The organism is Mesorhizobium sp. M0016 (genome assembly GCF_040324035.1).
GTDB lineage: Bacteria > Pseudomonadota > Alphaproteobacteria > Rhizobiales > Rhizobiaceae > Mesorhizobium.
Genome location: NZ_JAMYVM010000037.1, coordinates 1 through 19,022 on the forward strand (window position 1 = coordinate 1; position 19,022 = coordinate 19,022).

Sequence of the window (19,022 nt, forward strand, 5' to 3'; positions counted from 1 at the left end):
AAAACCCCACCCCGGGTTTCTTTTTTCCGGCCGTGTATTTTAAAAACACCCCCCCCCCCCCCCCGCCCCCACGGCGCTATCCGGGGGGGCGCGCGGGGCGGCCGGCCCCCCCCCACGACTTCATCGAGCATTTGCCCGATGGCTACGACACCGAGCTCGAGCAGCGCGGCGGCAATCTCTCGCTCGGCCAGCGCCAGCTGATCAGCTTTGCCCGCGCGCTGGTGGCGGACGCCAAGATCCTGGTGCTCGACGAGGCCACAGCGAGCATCGATTCCTACACCGAGATGCTGATCCAGAAGGCGCTGGTCACGCTGCTGGAGGGGCGCACCGGCCTGGTCATCGCGCACCGGCTGGCGACCATACGCGGCGCCGACCGCATCATCGTTTTACAGAACGGCGAGATCGTCGAAAGCGGCAACCACGAGCAGCTGATGGCGGCCAAGGGCCTCTATGCCAGGCTCTACAACATGAACTACGCATCGTTCGACGATATTGCCGAGGAAGACATAGGCGCGCTGGCCGGCAAGGCGACGTGAGCTGCTGCCGGTTCGGCTCGACTGGAAATGGTGCGGGGCCAAAACTCGTCGTCGACCAATTCGGCTTCAGATGTCGACACGTTTAAGCTCGCCTTCCAGCGTAAGCCCGGCGTCACGCCTGCCGGCGCGTTCGGGTGGACGAGCCGCCGGCCGCCTTAAGGGCGATCCCGCGCAAATTCTGAATTCTACGCGCCGCCCAGCGCGCGTGATGGCACGCCGAGCTTGCGCCTGAACCTCAGCAAACGCCGTGATGATGGCTTTCGTTCCTTAGCCGTCGGATGAAAATCGCCGGGGAACAGGAAGGCTTGCTGGGAGTTTAGTTCTTCGAGCCGCGCCGTGAACGGCGCGGCAGCGAAGGAGACGGCATATGGGCCTGGGTACCATTCTTATTATCATCCTGATCATCGCGTTGCTCGGCGGCTTCAGCGGCCTCGGCGGCGGCCCGTTCTACGGCACTGGTTACTATGGCGGCGGTGGCCTCGGGCTGGTGCTGATCATCGTGATCATTCTGGTTGTTCTCGGGCGAATATAGCGTCGCCATTGGCGGCCGCCGAGTTTCTACGGCGGCGCGCCTGACATCGAGGTTTGAAGACATGGCAGCTGAAGACATTGCTGGTCCGGAAACACTGGGCCGGCGTCGGCGCGAGCGAACGCGACGAGCTGGGATATCCTAATGGTGGCACTATCCGAAGACGCCGGGCGTAATGCTGCAGACCCCGACACCCGCCTGGCGGCCGTGGCGTTCATCGAGGCGGATCGGACGCTTCGAGAACCCAGGACGGCGACGAGGCGGGTTCGGCCTTTCTCGCTCTTGTCGACAAGGGCAGCATCGGCCCGCAGGCACGCCTTACGCCTGAACGCGGTCAACCCGCCGTAGTTCCGCCAGCAGAAACACCACCAGCACGCAGCACAGGATGCCAAGCGACGATGGCAGTCCCTGATGTCCGGTCAGTTGCATCGCCAGCCCGGCCACCGGGGAGCCGACGATGCCGCCTACGCCCCATACGAACGCGAAGGCGGCATTGCCGGCGATCAAGGCTTGACCGGTGAAACGCTCGCCGAGCTGGATCAGCGACAGCGTGTAGATCCCGAACGAGACACCGCCCCAAACGAAGAAGAGCGGCCAGACAAGCCATGTAGCGAAGAGCAACGGCAACAGCAAACAACCGGCCAGGCAAGCCAGGACACAGAACAGCATCATCGGCTTCGAGCCAAACCGTTCGGCGGCGCGCCCAAGCACGACCTGCAGCACGGCATTGCCGGCGATGAAACAGGTGATGAGCGAAGCGATGTGCTGCTCAGTGCTGCCGAGCGCGGCACCATAGACCGCGAACAGCGAAAGCAGGACTTGCTCGAAGGCGGCAGCCGTGAAGACTGCGAACAAGAGCAGCGGCGCCAGCGCGAAGAAGCCGCCGACCGACACCGCTTCGCCCTCACGCGGCATGTCGGGCAGGCGTGGCGCGACGGCAAGCACGATCAGGCCGCAGACAAGGAAGGCCGCGCTGCCGATGATGAAGGGTGGCCATCCTTGCGTGCCGACCAAGCCTAGCGACAGCGGGCCGAGGCCAAAGCCGGCGGAAACGATGGAGGAGTACAGGCCCATGATGCGGCCTCGGCGTGCGGCGGCTGTGATCGAGACCAGCCAGGTTTCACTGATCACGTAAAGCGGATTGGCAAAGAAGCCGAGCAGGAAGCGCAACGGCATCCAGGCCCATACATCCTGCGTCCAGGCAATCGCGATCAGGACGGTTGCTGCCAGGATCGAACACACAACCGCAAAGCGCGCCGCGCCCACCCGCCGGACCAGCGCCGGCGTGAAGAGCGACGATATAATGAAACCCAGAGGCGTCATCGCGGCCGAGAGGCCGATAAGGCCCGGTGTCGTCCCTTGCCGTTCCAGGATGAAGCTGAGCAGCGGATACGTCAGCCCCTGTGCTATGGCGAACACCGTAACTGTCGCGATGATGCCGGCCATCGCGGCCCATGCGATGTGGTTCTCCGGCGGTGACGTCGCGTCTTCGGCGCTCATGCCGACTTCGAAGCAGGATCGGCACGTTCCGGCAAGTGCAAATGCCGGCAAAGTGTCGCGGCACGCCCAAACAGGCGGTCGGGTCTTATCCGCGACATCAGCTCACACTTGCCAGAAGCGTTTTACGATTTCGGCCTCGACCTGGCGTCTGGTCAGACCGATATCGTCGATCAGGTGCGGATTGGCCTCCGCCATCTGCTTGAGGTCCCAGCGAAAGCGTATCCGCTCGCGCCAGGCCGCGATCATGCCCCGCGGGCTCGTCAGATGCGGGCGAGGCGACACCGCCTTTTCCGGCCAGGCTGCACCAGCAGAAGCAAGGGTATCGTTCATGGCAACCTCCATTCGGTTTAACGGGCGACAGCCCTCGGCTTGCAAGAGGTTGAACTCTGCCGCATGCGGACGGCGCCGTAATTAAGCCCGGCCAAATAGTTCTCAAAAGTTCCAAACTGGCTAGAGCACCTCGCCGTTTCATGGAAACGGCGAGGTGCTCAACTCTTTGTTTTGACGCCATACGTCCGTGAAGCGCTCCGCCGCGCTTTCCCGTGGGAAAACCGCCTTCACACCTTTCCTGGAATTGCTCTATAGATGCGCGTTATGCAGGGATCGCGCTTTGCCTTTGGTCCGTTCGTGCTTGATCCGGGTGCGGGAACGCTCCTTCGGGACCAGGTTCCCGTCGCCGCCGGCCACCGCGGACTGCAGCTGCTGGCGGCGCTCGTCGCCCGGCCCGGCGAGATCGTGGCCAAGGCCGAGTTGATGGATGCGGCATGGCCAGGCACCGCCGTTGAGGAAGGCAACCTCACCGTCCAGATTGCGCAATTGCGCAAGCTGCTGGGTCCGGCCACGAACGGCGGAGAATGGATATCGACCGTTCCGCGCGTCGGCTATCGCTTCGCCGGCGCCATCGAACAGCTCGGCGACGAGAAGCGACAGGCTTTGCCGCTGCCCGCCAAACCGTCGATAGCCGTGCTGCCCTTTGCCAATTTCAGCAACGACCCCGAGCAGGAAGCCTTCGCCGACGGGTTGACCGAAGACCTGATCACCGACCTGTCGAGGATCGGCGGCCTGTTCGTCATCGCGCGCAACTCGACCTTTGCCTACAAGGGCAAGGCGGTGGATGTGCGCGAGGTCGCCAGAGAACTTGGCGTGCGCTATCTCTTGGAGGGCAGCGCCAGACGCGCCGCCGGGCGCGTGCGCATCAACGCCCAGCTGGTCGACGCGCTGAGCGGCGAGCATTTGTGGGCAGACCGCTTCGATCGCGGCCTGGAAGATATCTTCGCCGTTCAGGACGAGGTGACGGCCAAGATCGTCGAGGCGCTGCTTGGCCGGCTGCGCGCGCCGCTGCCGCGCAACCGGCCCCGAAATCTCGAGGCCTACGATCTGTGCGTGCGAGCCCGCAACCTGATCGACGTCTCGCCGGAGACGGCGCGCGAAGCGCATCTGTTGCTGACGCGCGCGCTTGCGCTCGATCCGGACTATGCCGAAGCCTATCGCTGGCTTGCCATGAACCACTGGATGGGATGGGTGCATTGGGGAGAGCCCATTGAGCCTGCCCGCGGCCTTGCCCTGGAACTGGCGCGCAAGGCTGTGGCGATCGATCCCAACGATGCCGGCTGCCACTGGGTGCTTGCTAACCTGCTTGCCTATGAGCGCAGATTCGACGAAGCGGATGTGGGATTTGCCAAGGCGTTCGAGCTCGACCCGAACGAGGCCGATGCCTGGGCGACATTGTCCGACATCGCGGTCCTGGCCGGGCGCGTCGAGGAGGGCCTCGACTATATCAGCAAGGCGTTCCGGCTGAACCCGTTTCCGGCAAGCTGGTACTATCTGACGCTCGGCCAGGCGCAATATGCGGCGCGCGACTATGAAGCCGCCGTCGAGACGACGCGCCGGGACGAGACGTATCGGACAAGCTCGCGCCGTTTCCTTGCGGCAAGCCTTGCGCAACTCGGCCGGATCGACGAGGCGCGCGCCGAGGTCGACCTGTTCCTTGTCGCGAACCCACATTTCACCACCCGCCACTGGGTCGAGACGGAGCCGTTCCGCGACACGGCCACGCTCGACCATTTCGTCGATGGCTTCCGAAAGGCCGGACTTCCGGAGTGACGGACCGGCGTGCTCGATCGATGCAGGCACCGTCCGTTGCGGCTCAACTGCCAATGTTTGCAAGTCGCGAGGCCGCTGACCGATCTTGCTTCCGCGAGCAGTCATCCGACAGCGATTGCAGCGAAGCGGCGCGCGAAACCTCTGTCACGGTGAAGCCGGCTGGAACGGCCAACGATCGATCCGGCCGCGGGTGAGCGCTGGGTGGCGGCGGGCGACTACCTGTTGCGCTCTCGTCTGCAATGCCGGCATCGCGGTCGCCGTGGGCAATGATCGGCTTGCCTCGTTGAGCTTTCAGCGACGCGCTCCGACAACTCGCGATGATTTTTCTAGATGCCGGATGATTTTTCTAGATGCCGTTTGTCGAAGCACGATCTTTTCCGAAAGCCGGTTCCCACTTTTCGGGATCATGCTCTAGCGGCTGTCTGTTTCTTGTTGCTCGCGTGATCGGAAGTCACGCGCACAACCTGATTATCTGAGCGCCCTTTAGCTTTCCTTGTTTGAGGTCGGCGGCGGGAGTAATAGTCGCCACGGAATTGCGAGGAGGAAGAGATGACGCTGAACTTCGACCCGAAGGCGAAGGCCACGGCGTTGTACCATGGCGAATTCCGACCGATGTTCATTGGCGGCAAGTGGGTCGCGGCGCAGTCCGGCCACGGCATGCAGGCACTCAATCCGGCAACAGGCGAGGTGCTGGCGACAGTGCCGCGCGGCGGGGCTGCCGATATCGACTCGGCGGTGGCCGCCGCGCGCGCGGCCTTCGAAGGCCCATGGTCCAAATTCTCGCCCTACGAGCGGCAGTGCGTGCTGCTCAGGATCGCCGATCTCTTCGAGACGCATTGGGAAGAGCTCAGCGTTTCCGACACGCTGGATATGGGGCTGCCGATCACGCGCACGCTCGCTAACCGGCGCCGCGTCATCGGCATGCTGCGCTTCTATGCCGGCATGGCGACGGCGCTGCATGGCGAGACGATCGACAATTCGATTCCCGGCGAGATCGTCACCTTCACCCGGCGCGAGCCGGTGGGCGTCGTTGGTGCGATCATTCCCTGGAACGCGCCGACCGCCGCCTCGATCTGGAAGATCGCGCCGGCGCTGGCGACGGGCTGCACCATCGTGCTGAAACCGTCCGAGGATGCGTCGCTGACGCCGCTGCTGATCGCGCAACTGATGCAGGAAGCCGGCGTGCCCGACGGCGTCGTCAACGTCGTCACCGGCACCGGGGCCGAAGCCGGTGCGCGGCTCGCCGAACATCCAGACGTCAACAAGATCGTTTTCACCGGATCGACGCTGACCGGCCAGGCCATTGCGCGGGCAGCCGTGGCCAACCTCAAGCGCGTTTCGCTGGAACTCGGCGGCAAGTCGCCGATCATCGTCTGCCGCGACGCCGACATCGACAAGGCTGTTCCGATCGCGGCGATGGCGGTGTTCGTGCATTCGGGCCAGATCTGCATTGCAGGCTCGCGGCTGTTCGTGGCGCGCGAAATCCATGACGAGTTCGTCCGACGGCTCGCCGATTTCGCCGGCAGACTGCGAATCGGCCATGGCATCGAGGCCGAGACGGAAATCGGACCGCTCATCAATGCCAGGCAGGCAGCCAAGGTGGAGGGCTATATCAGGGCCGGCAGCGACGAAGGCGCCGAACTGGTCGCCGGCGGCTCGCGGCTGACCGGCGAGCTCTACGATGGCGGCAACTTCATTGCGCCGACGGTCTTCGGCGCCGTGTCGGACCAGATGACCATCGCGCGCGAGGAGATTTTCGGCCCGGTGATTTCGGCGATGCCCTTCGAGACGCTCGACGAAGCGGTGGCGCGTGCCAATGCGACGCCCTATGGCCTGGCCGCCGGCATCTTCACCACGCATCTGGGCACCGCGCACAAGCTTGCCCGCCGCGTCAAGGCCGGCTCGGTCTGGGTCAACATGTACCATGCCATCGACCCGGCGGTGCCGTTCGGCGGCATGAAGATGTCCGGCTATGGCCGTGAGGGCGGCATCGAGCATCTGCACGAGTATCTGGAGACCAAGTCGGTCTGGATCCAGACTGACTGATATTCGCGCGGCGTACTCTGCGAAATCACGATGAAACCAAAACGGCCAGGACGGCGGCGCAGTCACCGGCTTTGACCAGGCCGGGGAAATGCCGCGCCGCCAGAATGCCGGACATTTTTGCCCGGATTTCCTGCGGAGCGATGCCGGTGCGGCCGGTGGAATGGATGCGCCCCAGCACCGAGCCTTCTTTCACAGGCTCGCCGAGATCGACCATGGTTTCGATCATGCCGTCGTCCTCGGCGAAGGAGAAGCAATCGCCCGACGGCATGTCGAGCCACTGCGTCGGGCTCTTCTCTACTGCACCGGCGACAATGCCGGCATGACGCAGCACATTGCTGATGCCGCGCCGCGCAATCCGCACCGTCTGTGCGCGCGAGGTGCCGCCGCCACCAAGCTCGGTGCTGACGAAGACCTTGCCCATTTCCTCCGCCGCCGTGTCGTACATGCCGACGGAGTCGATCTCGATCATGCGCATCGAGAACGGAGCCGCGAATGCGGCGACCGCGTCGAAGGCTTTCTGCTCCAGTGCCTTGTCGGGCACCGTGTGCGCGGCACAGAAGGGCACGAAATCCAGCGTCCTGCCGCCGGAGTGGAAATCGAAGACGAGGTCGGCGCGCGGCAGCAGTTCGCGTTGAAAGTAGTCGGCGATCTTCTCGGTCACCGTGCCGTCGGGGCGGCCGGGAAAGCTGCGGTTCATATTGCCCTTGTCGATCGGCGACGTCCGCGTGCCGGCGCGGAAGGCCGGATAGTTCATCGCCGGCACAATGATCACCGTGCCGCTGACCTGTTTGGGATCGAGCGTGCGGGCAAGATCGTAGAGCGCCAGCGGCCCCTCATACTCGTCGCCATGGTTGCCGCCGGTGAGCAGCGCGGCCGGCCCCTTGCCGTTGCGGATGACGCAGATCGGGATCATCACCGAGCCCCAGGCCGAGTCGTCGCGGCTGTAGGGCAGGCGCAGGAAACCATGTTGCACGCCGTCCTTGTCGAAATCGACGGTCGGCGCGATCGGAGATGGGCGGAGGCTAGGCATCGGGCTCAATTCTTCACCACCAGTTTGCGCGGTACATTGGCGAGGCACTCTACACCGGTTTCGGTGATCAGGATGGATTCGGTGATTTCCAGTCCCATCGTCTCCAGCCACAGGCCGGTCATGAAATGGAAGGTCATGCCGGGCTTGAGTTCGGTGCGGTCGCCGGGGCGCAGGCTCATGGTGCGTTCGCCCCAATCCGGCGGATAGGATAGGCCGATGGAGTAGCCGGTGCGGTTGTCCTTGACGATGCCGTATTTCTTCAACACGGCGAAAAAGGCATTGGCGATGTCCTCGCAGGCATTGCCGGGTTTCGCCGCCGCAAGCCCCGCCTCCATGCCTTCCAGCGTCGCCTTCTCGGCATCGAGGAATTCCTGTGTCGGCTTGCCGAGAAAGACGGTGCGCGACAGCGGGCAATGGTAGCGGTTGTAGCAGCCGGCGATCTCGAAGAAGGTGCCCTCGCCCGACTTCATCGGCTGGTCGTCCCAGGTGAGATGTGGCGCCGAGGCGTCGGCGCCCGACGGCAGCAGCGGCACGATCGCCGGATAGTCGCCGCCGACGCCATCGACACCGCGCGTGCCGGCATCGTAGATCTCGGCGACCAGATCGCATTTGCGCATGCCGACCTGGATCTTGTCGACGATGCGCTGGTGCATGGCTTCGACGATGCGGGCCGCCTTGCGCATATAGTCGATTTCAGTCGGGCTCTTCACCGCGCGCTGCCAATTGACCAGCGCTGTCGCGTCGACGAAGCGGGCGTTGGGCAGGTGCTTCTGCAACGCGGCGAAGGCGGCAGCCGAGAACCAGTAATTGTCCATCTCGACGCCGACGGTCAGCTTGCCCCAGCCGCGATCACTAAGCACGCTTGCCAAAAAATCCATCGGGTGGCGCTCGGTCGACTGCACGTAGTGGTCGGCATAGCCGACGATGTTGTCATGCGCGAGATAGGCGGTGCGCTTGGCGCCATTGGCATCCTGGCCGCGACCGTACCAGACCGGCTCGCCCGATGGTGGCACGATCACCGCCTGATGCACATAGAACGACCAGCCATCATAGCCGGTCAGCCAGGCCATGTTGGATGGGTCGCTGATAACAAGCAGATCGACGCCTTTCCCCTCCATGGCTTTTCGCGTCTTGGCGAGGCGATCCGCAAATTCGGCGCGCGAGAATTTCAGGTTCGGTTGCATTGTTCTTGGTCCTCGTTTGTTGGGGTCCTGGAGCCCGTTTTCACTTCGTTGGATCCGGCTCCAGGAATTTTTTGCTTGAGCATGATCTGATCGGAAAACCGGTTTCCACTTTTCCGGATCATGCTTGCGGCCAGCATCAGCTCTCGAAAACGGTTCCGGCATTGGCCGCCCGCGCCCGGTCGCGAGCGAGCGTGGCGATCGCCGTATCCTGCACGCCGGTGCCGGTGAGGTCGGCGATGGTGATGTCGCTGGCCGAGCGCCTTCCGTGCCGTTCGCCGGCGATGATCTGGCCGAGTTCGGTGACCTCGGCATCGGCTCCCATCACGCCCGATGCGATGGCGTGATGCAGTTCTCCCAGACGCCGTGTCTGCTTGGCGCTGTCGGCGACATAGAGATCGGCCATGCGCAGGATCGCCGGCGCGATCTCGTTCTTGTGTTCGGCATCCGAGCCCATGGCGGTGATGTGCTGCCCGGCAACGACAAAGCCGGCCTTGATCAGCGGCTCGGCCGACGGCGTGGTGGTGACGATGATGTCGGCGCCGATGGTTGCTTTGGCTGCATCCGGCTCGGCGCGCACGAGAATACCTAGTTTTTCGCGCAGCGCGCCTGCGGCCGTCTCCGCCTTGACCGCATCGCGCGCCCAGATACGTGCCTCGGCGATCGGCCGCACCAACATGAGCGCTTCGAGTTGCAGCCCGGCTTGCACGCCGGCGCCGAAGATTGCGGCGACGGACGAATCCGGCCGCGACAGATGCTTCGCCGCGACGGCGCCGGCAGCAGCGGTGCGGACATCTGTGAGATAGCCATTGTCCAGCAGCAGCGCCTCGACCACACCGGTTCTTGCCGAGAGCAACACCATCATGCCGCCCCCGCTGGGCAGACCGAGCTTCGGATTGTCGAAGAAGCCGGAGCTTATCTTAACGGCGAAACCGTCTATTCCAGGCACATAGGCCGACTTCACATCGACCTCGCCGCGCTGCTCGTGAATGTCCAACCGCAGGATCGGCGGCATCGCCACCGGCAATGTGGCGAGCGCGCGGAAAGCGTTTTCGACGCAGGCGACCGCGTCGAGATCGAGCGGCACGATTGTGCGCAGTTCCTTCTCGGTGAGGATGGTCATCGGACTCATGTGTCGCGCTCCGTACTAGCGCGCACCACGAAGGATAGTGTTCCGTCACACCCCCCTCTGGCCTGCCGGCCATCTCCCCCGCAAGGGGGGAGATTGGACTGCACTCCTGCCTTCGCCAATCTCCAGCGCAGCAAGAATAGCGACCGCATCGAAGCTGCCGATCTCCCCCCTTGCGGGGGAGATGTCCGGCAGGACAGAGGGGGGTGGGCGGGAATTCGGCGTGGGAGAGTTTTCATGCCGCGCGCTCCGCGATTGCGTCACCGCAGACGATCTTGCGATGCGTGTTCATGTCGATATTGCGGCCCGAGAGGAGAACCACCACCGGCCCGGTCGCCCTGACCTTGCCGGCGAGTAGCGCAGCGATGCCGACCGCGCCGGCGCCTTCGACGATCTCGCGCTCCTGTTCATAGGCATGCCGGATGCCGGCGGCGATCTCGTCCTCGGTGAGCAGGATGACGTCGTCGAGCAGATCGCGGCACATGGCGAAGGTCAGCCGGTTGTCGAGACCGATGCCGCCGCCGAGCGAATCCGCCAGCGTCGGCAACTCCTCGACCTCGACCGGACGGCCGGCATCGAGGCTGGCCTTCATCGCCGCGCCGCGCGCCATCGAAACGCCGATGATTTTTGTCCCGGGGCTGACGCCCTTGACGGCGGCGGCGATGCCCGAGGCGAGTCCACCACCGGAGAGCTGCACCAGGACGAGAGCGGCATCCGGGACCTGCTCGATCATCTCCAGTCCAAGCGTGCCTTGCCCGGCGACGATGGCGGGATGGTCGAAGGGCGGCAGCATCACCAGTCCCTCCTGCGCCACCAGCCGTTCGACCTCCTGCTGCGCCTCGTCCTGACTGTTGCCGATGATGCGGACATCCGCGCCAAGCCGACGGATTTCGTCGAGCTTGTTGCCCGGCACCAGTCGCGACATGCAGATCACCGCACGCATGCCTTCGAGCTTCGCGGCATGGGCCAGCGCACGGCCATGATTGCCGGTCGACGCCGCGACCACGCCGCGCGCCTTCTCCTCGGCGCTCAGCGAAGCAACGGCATTCGAGGCGCCGCGCAGCTTGAAGCTGCCGGTGGTCTGGCGGTGTTCAAGCTTGAGGTGGACGGGGATGCCCAGTCGTTCGGAAAGGCTGTGAGATAACCCTGTCGGCGTGCGTTCGATTTTGCCGGCAACTCGCTCCCGGGCGGCACGAATATCGTTAAGGGTGACTGTCGTCATGATCGTCAATCGCGCGGCAAAGGCAGCGTCATCAGACGGCCAAATTCGGGATGCGACGTCCCGTCGCCACACAACCGCAAACAATTCCAGGCGCTGGCCTGATTGCTGGTGACGACCGGGCGGTCGATCGCCTGTTCCATGCCGGGAACCGCGAGCGCTCCGCGCAATGCGGTGCAGGACACGAACAGTGCATCGGCCTGCGCATGCGTCGCCTCACGAGCCAGGTCGACGATCGCTGCCGGCGCAATGCGCGCCATCTCGCGATCGTCCTCGAAACCGAGACAGGTGAAGCTGAGGATATCGAAGCCACGTGCGGCGAAGTAAGCCGCCATCGGCCTGGAGGTTTGGACGGTGTAGGGGGTGAGGATGCTGATCTTTTTCGCGCCCAGCACCTGCAGCCCGCGCAGGCCGGCCATCGGCGGCGTGACCACAGGAACACCCGGCTTGGCAGACTGGATTGCGGCCTCGATTTCAGCGTCGCCAATCACCACCGAGGCCGAGGTGCAGGAGTAGCAGATCGCGTCGAGGTTTTCGTCGGGCAGGATCAGCGCCGCGCCCGCCGCAAGCTCCGGCTGCATCTTGCGGAGATTCTCGGGTGTGGTCGGATTCTTGTAGGGAATGCGCGCGACATAGACGCCGACCCGCTCGCTCGCCACCATGCGGCGGAAATCCGGTTCGCTGGTGTGGTCGGTGGCAAGGATGATCAGGCCGACGCGCTTTTCCAGCGGGCGCGCATCGAGCGCCGGCATTGTCGGCGTCAGCCTGATTTTGGGCAGCGGTTTCATCTTGAGAATTACCTTTCGATCTTGCCGTAGCGATGTTCCAGCCAGCGCAGCAGCACGACCGAGAAGAGGCTGATGACGAGGAAGAAGGCGCCGACCAGCGTGATCGGCTCGATGTAGCGATAATAGGTGTTGGCGACGCTCTTGGCCTGGTTCATCAGCTCCAGCACGGTGATCGCCGACAGCAGCGGCGTCTCCTTGAACATGGCGATGAAATAGTTGGCCAAAGCCGGGATCATCGGTGGGATCGCTTGCGGAATGATGATGTTGGTCCAGGTCTGCGTGGCGCTCAGATTGCAGGCCTTGGCCGCCTCCCACTGGCCGCGCGGCACGTTGTCGATACCGGCGCGATAGACTTCCGCCGTGTAGGTGCCGTAGTGCAAGCCGAGCCCGATGACGCCGGCGACCAGCGGCGGCAACAGGATGCCGAAATCCGGCAGCACGTAGAAGATGAAATAGAGCTGCACCAGAAGCGGCGTGCCGCGGATGAATTCGGCCGCCCAACCAACGGTGCGCGACAGCGCCTTGTTGGGCGAGCGTCGTGCTAGCGCGATGCCCAGACCCACGACAGCGGCCAGCACGGAGCCGAGCAGCGTTGCCAGGATGGTGATCTTCACGCCCTGGATCAGCGTCGGCAGGATCTCCCAGACGAAGTTCCAGTCCCAATCCATCAGGAAGCTCCGGCCATCAGACGCGCACCCCGTCGAGGCCGCGCGCCATGCGGCGTTCCAGAGAACGCACGCCCCAGGAGATGATCAGCGCCAGGGCGAAATAGATGATCAGGATGGTGGTGAACGGCGCCAGCGTGTTGCCAGTCTGCGAGCGCACGACCTGCGCCTGAAAGGTGAGATCGGCGAGCGAGATCAGCGACACCACGGAGGTCGCCTTGAGCAGCTCGATGGCGTTGTTGCCGAAGGTCGGCAGCATGACCAGCAGCGCCTGCGGCAGGATGACATGGCGCATACCTTGCCAGCGGCCGAGGTTGAGCGCGATGCAGGCTTCATATTGTTCGCGGCCGACCGACTGGATGGCGCCGCGTACCACCTCGGCCGCATAGGCGCCGACATTGAGGCCCAGCGCCAGCACACCCGCCTGCAGCGGGGTCAGTTCGAGGCCGATCAACGGCAACACGAAATAGGCAAAGAACAGCTGCACGAAGATCGAGGTGCCGCGGAAGAATTCTATATAGGCGGTGGCCAGCCAGCGCAGCGCAAAGAAGCGCGACACGCGGCCCATGCCGGCGAGGAAGGCCATGATCAGGGCGAGCACCGACCCCATCAGCGTCAGCTCGATGGTGACAAGCGCTCCCTGCAATATCAGGCCGAGGTAGCCGGACCACTGGGTCATTCGGGTTCCAACGTTGGCGGTTAGCTTCCTTCTCCCCGTTCACGGAGAGAAGATGCCAGTCCACCCTCCGAAGCTGCAGCGCAGCTGCTGCGGAGGACGGGCAGGCAGATGAGGGGCAGCGCTAAATTCTCAGAACCTGGCGCCGCCCCTCATCCGGCCCTTCGGGCCACCTTCTCCCCGTGAACAGGGAGAAGGCAAAAACGGCGCTATTTCGCCGCGCAGAGCTTGTCCCGCGTGGTCGACATCGCGGCTGCGGCCGAGAAGCCGTAGGGCTCGATGATCTTGGCGAACTCGCCGGATTTCTTCAGCTTGGCGAGCTCGACATCGAAGGCATCGCGCAGGGCCTCATCGCCTTTCTTGAAGGCGGCGCCGTCGCAATAGACCGGCGCGCCGACCACCGGGGCGATGACTTCGAGGTTCGGATCGTTGGCTTTCTTGACGAGGTCGTTGATCGACAGGACGGGAAGCGAATAGGCATCGATGCGACCGTCCTGCAGCATCTTCAGGCCGCTCTGGCCGTCCGGCACGACGATGACGCGCTCGCGCGGCACGCCGGCGTTGAGCGCCAGCTTCTCCTCGGTGCCGCCACCGGGCGCGCCAATGGTGGCTGACGTGTCCTTGGCGACGTCCTCGTAGCTCTTGAAGCCCTTCGGATTGCCCTTCTTCACCAACATCGCCTCGGCGTCGCATAGCACCGGCTCGGAATAGACGACCGCCCCGCAACGCTCCGGCTTCATGAACAGGCCGGCGGTGACGACGTCGAAGCGGCCGGCCTGCAGGCCGGGGATCATCGCGCCATATTCGGAGATCGAAGCGACGATGTCGGCAACACCGAGACGCTTGAAGACCTCGCGCGCCACGTCGGGCGCCGCACCCGAAACTTTGCCGTCGGCGGCGACCGCCGTATAGGGCGGCTCGTTGGCGATCGCGACGCGGGCAAAGCCCTGCGCCTTCAATTGCTCGAGCTTGCTGTCATCGGCCGAACCGGTGCTCGACGCGGCGAGCACCGCCGTCAGTGCGAGACCGGCGACGCCGGCCAGAATGCCAAGTTTCTTCATTGTTCCCAACTCCTTGTTGTCTTCTTGGTTTTGTCTGGGGCGGTCTTCCGCCCCGCAAAGCGGTCAGACACGATGTCCGGCTGCGATGATCTTCTTCAGGAAGCCTTGCGTGCGCTCCTGCTTTGGATGGCGGAAAATCTCGTCTGGTTTGCCCTCTTCGACGATCTTGCCGCGGTCGAAGAACAGCACGCGGTCGGCGAAGTCGTGGGCAAAGCCCATCTCGTGGGTGACCAGCAGCATGGTCATGTCGGTCTCTGCGGCGAGCTTGCGCATGACATTCATCACCTCCTCGACCAGCTCCGGATCGAGGGCCGACGTCACCTCGTCGAACAGCATGATCTTCGGCGACAATGCCAGCGCACGGGCAATCGCCACGCGCTGCTTCTGGCCGCCGGACAGCTGCGCCGGCATCGACTTCGCCTTGTCGGCCATGCCGACCATGTCGAGCAGTTCCATGGCCCGCTTTTCAGCGGCGGCGCGAGGCGTGCCCTTGGTCAGCATCGGCGCCAGCGTGACGTTATCCATGACGCATTTGTGCGGAAACAGATTGAACAGCTGGAAGACCATGCCGATCTTCTGCCGCATCTTGGTCAGGTGCCGCTCGTCGGCGGGCAGCAGCTGGCCGTTGCGCTCCATGTGATAGAGCTGCTCGCCATCGATCTGGATATGGCCGCCGTCGATCTTCTCCAGCGTCATCAGGATTCGCAGGATCGTCGTCTTGCCCGAGCCGGACGGGCCGATCAGCGCCAGCTTCTCGCCGGGCATGACCTGCATCGACAGGCCGTCCAGTACCTTGAACGAGCCGAAGCTCTTCGAAATGGCGTCGACCTTGATGATGGGTGAGGACAAATGAATTTCCCCTGCTGGAGAAGCCTGTGCCCTTAACGATGCGGAACGCGCCAAATCATGTCAATTGGGAAAATAAAATCATGACAATATTTCCGGCACTGCATGATTCCAGAGCAATTCCCGCTTAGATTGCGAGCAGCAGATGCTCCGGATCGCCAAGCAGCAACTTGGTGACAACGCCGAGGCCGGCGCGCAGTTCCCCCTCGGTGGTCGAGCCGAGCGAGATGCGCACCGCCGGATGCCAGGGCGCATCCGAGATGCGGAAGGAGGTGCCGGGCGCGATCGCCACGCCTTGCAGGCGGGCCTGGGCGACGAAGCTTTCCTCGGCACGGTCCGCGGGCAGTTGCAACCAGACATGCAGCCCGTCGCGCCTGGCGCGATAACCAACCCCGCCCAGCACCTCGGCTGCGATGTCCTGGCGGCGGCGCAATGCCGCCCGCTGCCAGCGAACGAGTTCCATCGCCGTGCCGTCGGTCACCCATTTGGTGGCGATCTCGGCCACCAGCGGCGTCGCCATCCAGTTCGACACCAGATGCCGGTTGGCAACGGCGGCGACATAGCGGTCGGGCGCCGCGAGATAGCCGATGCGCAGGCCAGGTACGGTGATCTTGGTGAAGGAAGTGACGTAGAGCGTGCGCTCCGGCGCAAAGGCGGCGACCGGCGGCGGCCGGTCCTCGATCAGCGGACCCAGCACATCGTTCTCGATGATGGCGATGTCGTGCTTGCGCGCGACCGCGGCGATCTCTTCGCGCCGCCGAGCGTCCATCAGCGTCGCCGTCGGGTTGATCACCGACGGTTGCACGAATACCGCGCGAATGTCGGTGAGCCGGCAGACCTCGTCCAACGCCTCCGGGATCAGGCCATTGCCGTCGATCGGCAGGCCTTCCAGGTTGAAGCCGAGATAGCGCGCCAGCGGCACCAGCGTGTGGTGGCCGATGGCCTCGGTGGCGACAGTCGATCCCGGCGGCGCAACGCTCATCAGCGCCACGGTCATCCCGGCGGTCGCGCCATTGGTCAGGCTGATATTCTGTGCGGAGGTGTCGAGCCCACACAGTTTCAGCCATTCGACAGCCACCGCGCGGTGACGCGGGAACACCATGTTGGGCCGGAACGACAACGCCGAACTGGATGGCAGGTTTTCGGCCAGCCAGCCCAGCGCCTGCTTCAGCCGCTCCAAATGCATCGGCTCGCAGACCGGCTTCAGGATTGACAGATCGATGACCTCGCCGAGGCGCTCCGGCAGATAGGGCGGCTCCGGGTCGCGGCGCTGCGTCTGGACAAAGCTGCCACGGCCGATCTCGCCCGAAATCAGGCCGCGCCGGATCAGTTCTTCGTAGGCGCGGCTGACCGTCTGCACCGACAGTTTTAAATCGTCTGCCAGCCTTCGATGCGTTGGAAGCCGCGCGCCCTTGGCCAGCCGCCCGTCATGAATGGCGCGGGCGAACTGGTCGGCCAGCGTTTGATAGGCTGGCCGGCGGATGAGCGCAGGGTCGGGTTGCCATAATGTCATGACTTAATAGAGATCGAAATCAGTGCAATTGACAATCGAAATAATGCGCCGTCATGGTGATGCCGACAAAAAGCGGACGCCGATGACATCAAAACTCGACGCGGTCGACCTCAGGATACTCGACGCCATCCAGCGCGACGGGCGCATCACCAAGCTGGCGCTGGCCGAACAGGTCGGGCTGTCGCCGACGCCGTGCTGGATGCGGCTGCGCAAGCTGGAGAAGGCAGGCATCGTCTCGGGCTACCACGCCAGGATCGCCATGCGCGTGGTGGCGCCGGTCGCCACCGTGTTGATGGAGGTGACGCTGGCCAGCCATCGCCAGGCCGATTTCGACCGCTTCGAACGCGTCATCCGCGACATCCCCGAAATCGTCGCCTGCTGGTCGGTGGGCGGCGGCGTCGACTATGTGGTCAAGGTGATGACGCGCGACATCGACGCCTATCAGCGGCTGGTCGACGGCCTGCTGCAGCGCGAGATCGGCATCGACCGCTACTTCACCTACATCGTCACCAAGACGGTGAAGGACGAAATCGTGCTACCGATAGCCGACCTGTTGCCGGCGTCGGCATAAGCCCGGAGAGAATGTCTGTCGGGGCGGCACAATAGAGAGACTCTCTCTCCTTCAGGGCGTCGAAACAGTCTCTCTGTCTGCATGTGACGGATAGTCTTCCCGCATCGTCCGATCCGGGAGGCCTCGACCATGTCCGCGCATTTTGCCCGCTCGCATCGCCATGAGGCACTCGACCGCCTCTCCGACCGCCGGCTGCTGCGCGAGCTTGCCTATGTCGATGGGCATTGGACCGCGAGCGAAGCGGCCGAAAGCTTTGAAGTCACCGATCCGGCCACAGGCGCGACGGTCGCGTTTGTCGCCGCGCTCGATGCGCAGCAAACGACAAGGGCAATCGGTGCCGCCGCGCGTGCCTTCCCGGCTTGGCGGTCACTGCTGCCGCAGGAGCGGTCGAGAATTCTGCGAAAATGGTTCGAGCTGATCATCGCGGCGAAAGACGACCTTGCCCTGCTGATGACTTTGGAACAGGGCAAGCCGCTGCAGGAATCGCTCGGCGAAATCGACTATGCCGCCTCTTTCCTCGAATGGTATGCCGAAGAGGCAAAGCGCCTCAATGCCGAGAGCGTCACCAGCCATCTGCCGAATGCCGAGATGATGGTGAGGCGCGAGCCGCTCGGTGTCGTCGGCGTCGTCACGCCTTGGAATTTTCCGGCGGCGATGCTGACCCGCAAGGCGGCGGCCGCCCTTGCCGCCGGCTGCACCATCGTCGCGCATCCTTCATCCGAGACGCCGCTGTCGGCGCTGGCGCTGGCGGAACTTGGCGAGCGCGCCGGCATGCCCGCCGGTGTCTTCAACGTCATCACCGGAAGGGCTGCAACCATCGTCGGCCGCATGTGCGAAGACCCGCGCGTCCGCGCCATGAGCTTTACCGGCTCGACGGAGATCGGCCGGTTGATCGCGGCACAGAGCGCGCCGACGATGAAGCGGCTGGTGATGGAGCTTGGCGGCCACGCGCCGCTGATCGTCTTTGCCGATACCGATCTGGACAAGGCGGTGTGCATCGCCATCGATGCCAAATTCGCCACCTCCGGCCAGGACTGCCTCGCCGCCAACCGCATCTACGTCCAGCGCCCCATCTACGATCGCTTCTGCGCCGCCTTCGCCAGGCGTATCGAGGCGCTGCGCACCGGCAACGGCCTTACCAACAAGATCGACATCGGGCCGCTGATGCATGAGCGTGCCGTCGCAAAGGTCGAAGAGCAGGTCGCCGATGCCATCGCTCGTGGCGCGCGCTGTCTCACCGGCGGCAAGCGGCATCAGGCCGGGCCGCTGTTCTACCAGCCGACGCTGCTGGCCGACGTCAGCGACGAAGCGCTGATCATGCGCGAGGAGACCTTTGGGCCGGTCGCCGCCGTCACGCCGTTCGACAGTGAGGACGAAGTGATCGCCCGTGCCAACGCCACAGAATATGGCCTGGTCGCCTATGTCGTTACCGAGAACGGCGCCCGCCAGCAGCGCCTGGGCCGCGCGCTCGACTACGGCATGCTCGCTATCAATCGCGTCAAGATCACCGGCGCGCCGATCCCATTCGGCGGCGTCAAGCAATCCGGCATCGGTCGCGAAGGCTCGCGCCATGGGCTCGAAGCTTTCACCGATCTGAAGTACCTCTGCCTGGACGTCGCATAGTCCGTC

17 protein-coding genes and 1 pseudogene are annotated in these 19,022 nt (G+C 64.2%); 6 read left to right on the forward strand and 12 right to left on the reverse strand.

All coding sequences use genetic code 11. The features are described from left to right. Positions 1 to 110: 110 nt before the first annotated feature. Positions 111 to 536 (forward strand): annotated as a pseudogene (locus NKJ88_RS31050) (ATP-binding cassette domain-containing protein); the annotation flags it as partial. 367 nt (positions 537 to 903) lie between these two features. Beyond that, entirely contained in the window at positions 904 to 1,068 is a 165-nt protein-coding gene (locus NKJ88_RS31055) for a DUF3309 family protein (RefSeq protein WP_023667887.1), read from the forward strand. A gap of 315 nt (positions 1,069 to 1,383) precedes the next feature. Here the strand turns inward: NKJ88_RS31055 and NKJ88_RS31060 are convergent, their stop codons facing one another. Together NKJ88_RS31060 and NKJ88_RS31065 are read right to left on the reverse strand one after the other, a co-directional pair. Beyond that, the gene (locus NKJ88_RS31060; RefSeq protein WP_352446742.1) at positions 1,384 to 2,565 is read right to left on the reverse strand and encodes an MFS transporter; all 1,182 of its coding nucleotides are present in this window, start codon (positions 2,563 to 2,565) and stop codon (positions 1,384 to 1,386) included. Positions 2,566 to 2,667: 102 nt separating this feature from the next. Continuing rightward, positions 2,668 to 2,895, reverse strand: a complete 228-nt coding sequence (locus tag NKJ88_RS31065) for a DUF1127 domain-containing protein (RefSeq protein ID WP_352446743.1) — start codon at positions 2,893 to 2,895, stop codon at positions 2,668 to 2,670. A 255-nt stretch (positions 2,896 to 3,150) separates the two neighbouring features. Between NKJ88_RS31065 and NKJ88_RS31070 the strand changes: the two genes are divergently transcribed. Together NKJ88_RS31070 and NKJ88_RS31075 are read left to right on the forward strand one after the other, a co-directional pair. Continuing rightward, complete coding sequence (locus NKJ88_RS31070; RefSeq protein ID WP_023714884.1) at positions 3,151 to 4,668, forward strand: winged helix-turn-helix domain-containing tetratricopeptide repeat protein; 1,518 nt, start codon at positions 3,151 to 3,153, stop codon at positions 4,666 to 4,668. A gap of 549 nt (positions 4,669 to 5,217) precedes the next feature. Continuing rightward, complete coding sequence (locus NKJ88_RS31075) at positions 5,218 to 6,714, forward strand: aldehyde dehydrogenase family protein (protein ID WP_352446744.1); 1,497 nt, start codon at positions 5,218 to 5,220, stop codon at positions 6,712 to 6,714. 25 nt (positions 6,715 to 6,739) lie between these two features. Here NKJ88_RS31075 and doeB read toward each other — a convergent pair whose 3' ends face one another. From doeB to ehuR, 10 genes are all read right to left on the reverse strand, one after another. After that, positions 6,740 to 7,744 carry a N(2)-acetyl-L-2,4-diaminobutanoate deacetylase DoeB gene (gene doeB / locus NKJ88_RS31080; RefSeq protein ID WP_023823547.1) on the reverse strand — a complete coding sequence of 335 codons (1,005 nt, stop codon included), beginning with the start codon at positions 7,742 to 7,744 and terminating at the stop codon, positions 6,740 to 6,742. A 5-nt stretch (positions 7,745 to 7,749) separates the two neighbouring features. Further along, entirely contained in the window at positions 7,750 to 8,928 is a 1,179-nt protein-coding gene (doeA, locus tag NKJ88_RS31085) for an ectoine hydrolase DoeA (RefSeq protein ID WP_023823548.1), read from the reverse strand. Between the two features lie 136 nt (positions 8,929 to 9,064). After that, a complete protein-coding gene (locus tag NKJ88_RS31090; RefSeq protein WP_352446745.1) occupies positions 9,065 to 10,057 on the reverse strand; it encodes a cyclodeaminase in 993 nt (330 codons plus the stop codon). 232 nt (positions 10,058 to 10,289) lie between these two features. Then, complete coding sequence (eutB, locus tag NKJ88_RS31095; protein WP_023735670.1) at positions 10,290 to 11,276, reverse strand: hydroxyectoine utilization dehydratase EutB; 987 nt, start codon at positions 11,274 to 11,276, stop codon at positions 10,290 to 10,292. A gap of 5 nt (positions 11,277 to 11,281) precedes the next feature. Then, complete coding sequence (eutA, locus tag NKJ88_RS31100) at positions 11,282 to 12,061, reverse strand: ectoine utilization protein EutA (protein WP_023747990.1); 780 nt, start codon at positions 12,059 to 12,061, stop codon at positions 11,282 to 11,284. An 8-nt stretch (positions 12,062 to 12,069) separates the two neighbouring features. Further along, on the reverse strand, positions 12,070 to 12,729 hold the full coding sequence (gene ehuD, locus NKJ88_RS31105; protein WP_023709687.1) for an ectoine/hydroxyectoine ABC transporter permease subunit EhuD: 660 nt from the start codon (positions 12,727 to 12,729) through the stop codon (positions 12,070 to 12,072). Between the two features lie 16 nt (positions 12,730 to 12,745). After that, positions 12,746 to 13,405 carry an ectoine/hydroxyectoine ABC transporter permease subunit EhuC gene (gene ehuC, locus NKJ88_RS31110; protein WP_023667875.1) on the reverse strand — a complete coding sequence of 220 codons (660 nt, stop codon included), beginning with the start codon at positions 13,403 to 13,405 and terminating at the stop codon, positions 12,746 to 12,748. Positions 13,406 to 13,611: 206 nt separating this feature from the next. Further along, positions 13,612 to 14,463 carry an ectoine/hydroxyectoine ABC transporter substrate-binding protein EhuB gene (ehuB, locus tag NKJ88_RS31115; RefSeq protein WP_352446746.1) on the reverse strand — a complete coding sequence of 284 codons (852 nt, stop codon included), beginning with the start codon at positions 14,461 to 14,463 and terminating at the stop codon, positions 13,612 to 13,614. Between the two features lie 63 nt (positions 14,464 to 14,526). After that, a complete protein-coding gene (gene ehuA / locus NKJ88_RS31120) occupies positions 14,527 to 15,312 on the reverse strand; it encodes an ectoine/hydroxyectoine ABC transporter ATP-binding protein EhuA (protein WP_023682675.1) in 786 nt (261 codons plus the stop codon). Between the two features lie 124 nt (positions 15,313 to 15,436). Beyond that, entirely contained in the window at positions 15,437 to 16,822 is a 1,386-nt protein-coding gene (ehuR, locus tag NKJ88_RS31125; RefSeq protein ID WP_023823550.1) for a MocR-like ectoine utilization transcription factor EhuR, read from the reverse strand. 82 nt (positions 16,823 to 16,904) lie between these two features. Between ehuR and NKJ88_RS31130 the strand changes: the two genes are divergently transcribed. Next, positions 16,905 to 17,393, forward strand: a complete 489-nt coding sequence (locus NKJ88_RS31130) for an Lrp/AsnC family transcriptional regulator (RefSeq protein WP_352446747.1) — start codon at positions 16,905 to 16,907, stop codon at positions 17,391 to 17,393. Positions 17,394 to 17,522: 129 nt separating this feature from the next. Continuing rightward, a complete protein-coding gene (locus NKJ88_RS31135; protein WP_352446748.1) occupies positions 17,523 to 19,016 on the forward strand; it encodes an NAD-dependent succinate-semialdehyde dehydrogenase in 1,494 nt (497 codons plus the stop codon). Positions 19,017 to 19,022: the final 6 nt, after the last annotated feature.

Bases quoted from the DNA above. Each gene is read 5' to 3' on its own strand.
- doeA (WP_023823548.1), bottom strand. From the start codon at position 8,928: ATGCAACCGAACCTGAAATTCTCGCGCGCCGAATTTGCGGATCGCCTC.
- NKJ88_RS31090 (WP_352446745.1), bottom strand. From the start codon at position 10,057: ATGAGTCCGATGACCATCCTCACCGAGAAGGAACTGCGCACAATCGTG.
- NKJ88_RS31070 (WP_023714884.1), top strand. From the start codon at position 3,151: ATGCGCGTTATGCAGGGATCGCGCTTTGCCTTTGGTCCGTTCGTGCTT.
- ehuR (WP_023823550.1), bottom strand. From the start codon at position 16,822: ATGACATTATGGCAACCCGACCCTGCGCTCATCCGCCGGCCAGCCTAT.
- doeB (WP_023823547.1), bottom strand. From the start codon at position 7,744: ATGCCTAGCCTCCGCCCATCTCCGATCGCGCCGACCGTCGATTTCGAC.
- eutA (WP_023747990.1), bottom strand. From the start codon at position 12,061: ATGAAACCGCTGCCCAAAATCAGGCTGACGCCGACAATGCCGGCGCTC.
- ehuC (WP_023667875.1), bottom strand. From the start codon at position 13,405: ATGACCCAGTGGTCCGGCTACCTCGGCCTGATATTGCAGGGAGCGCTT.
- NKJ88_RS31065 (WP_352446743.1), bottom strand. From the start codon at position 2,895: ATGAACGATACCCTTGCTTCTGCTGGTGCAGCCTGGCCGGAAAAGGCG.
- ehuB (WP_352446746.1), bottom strand. From the start codon at position 14,463: ATGAAGAAACTTGGCATTCTGGCCGGCGTCGCCGGTCTCGCACTGACG.
- NKJ88_RS31135 (WP_352446748.1), top strand. From the start codon at position 17,523: ATGTCCGCGCATTTTGCCCGCTCGCATCGCCATGAGGCACTCGACCGC.
- ehuD (WP_023709687.1), bottom strand. From the start codon at position 12,729: ATGGATTGGGACTGGAACTTCGTCTGGGAGATCCTGCCGACGCTGATC.
- NKJ88_RS31060 (WP_352446742.1), bottom strand. From the start codon at position 2,565: ATGAGCGCCGAAGACGCGACGTCACCGCCGGAGAACCACATCGCATGG.
- NKJ88_RS31130 (WP_352446747.1), top strand. From the start codon at position 16,905: ATGACATCAAAACTCGACGCGGTCGACCTCAGGATACTCGACGCCATC.
- NKJ88_RS31055 (WP_023667887.1), top strand. From the start codon at position 904: ATGGGCCTGGGTACCATTCTTATTATCATCCTGATCATCGCGTTGCTC.
- eutB (WP_023735670.1), bottom strand. From the start codon at position 11,276: ATGACGACAGTCACCCTTAACGATATTCGTGCCGCCCGGGAGCGAGTT.
- NKJ88_RS31075 (WP_352446744.1), top strand. From the start codon at position 5,218: ATGACGCTGAACTTCGACCCGAAGGCGAAGGCCACGGCGTTGTACCAT.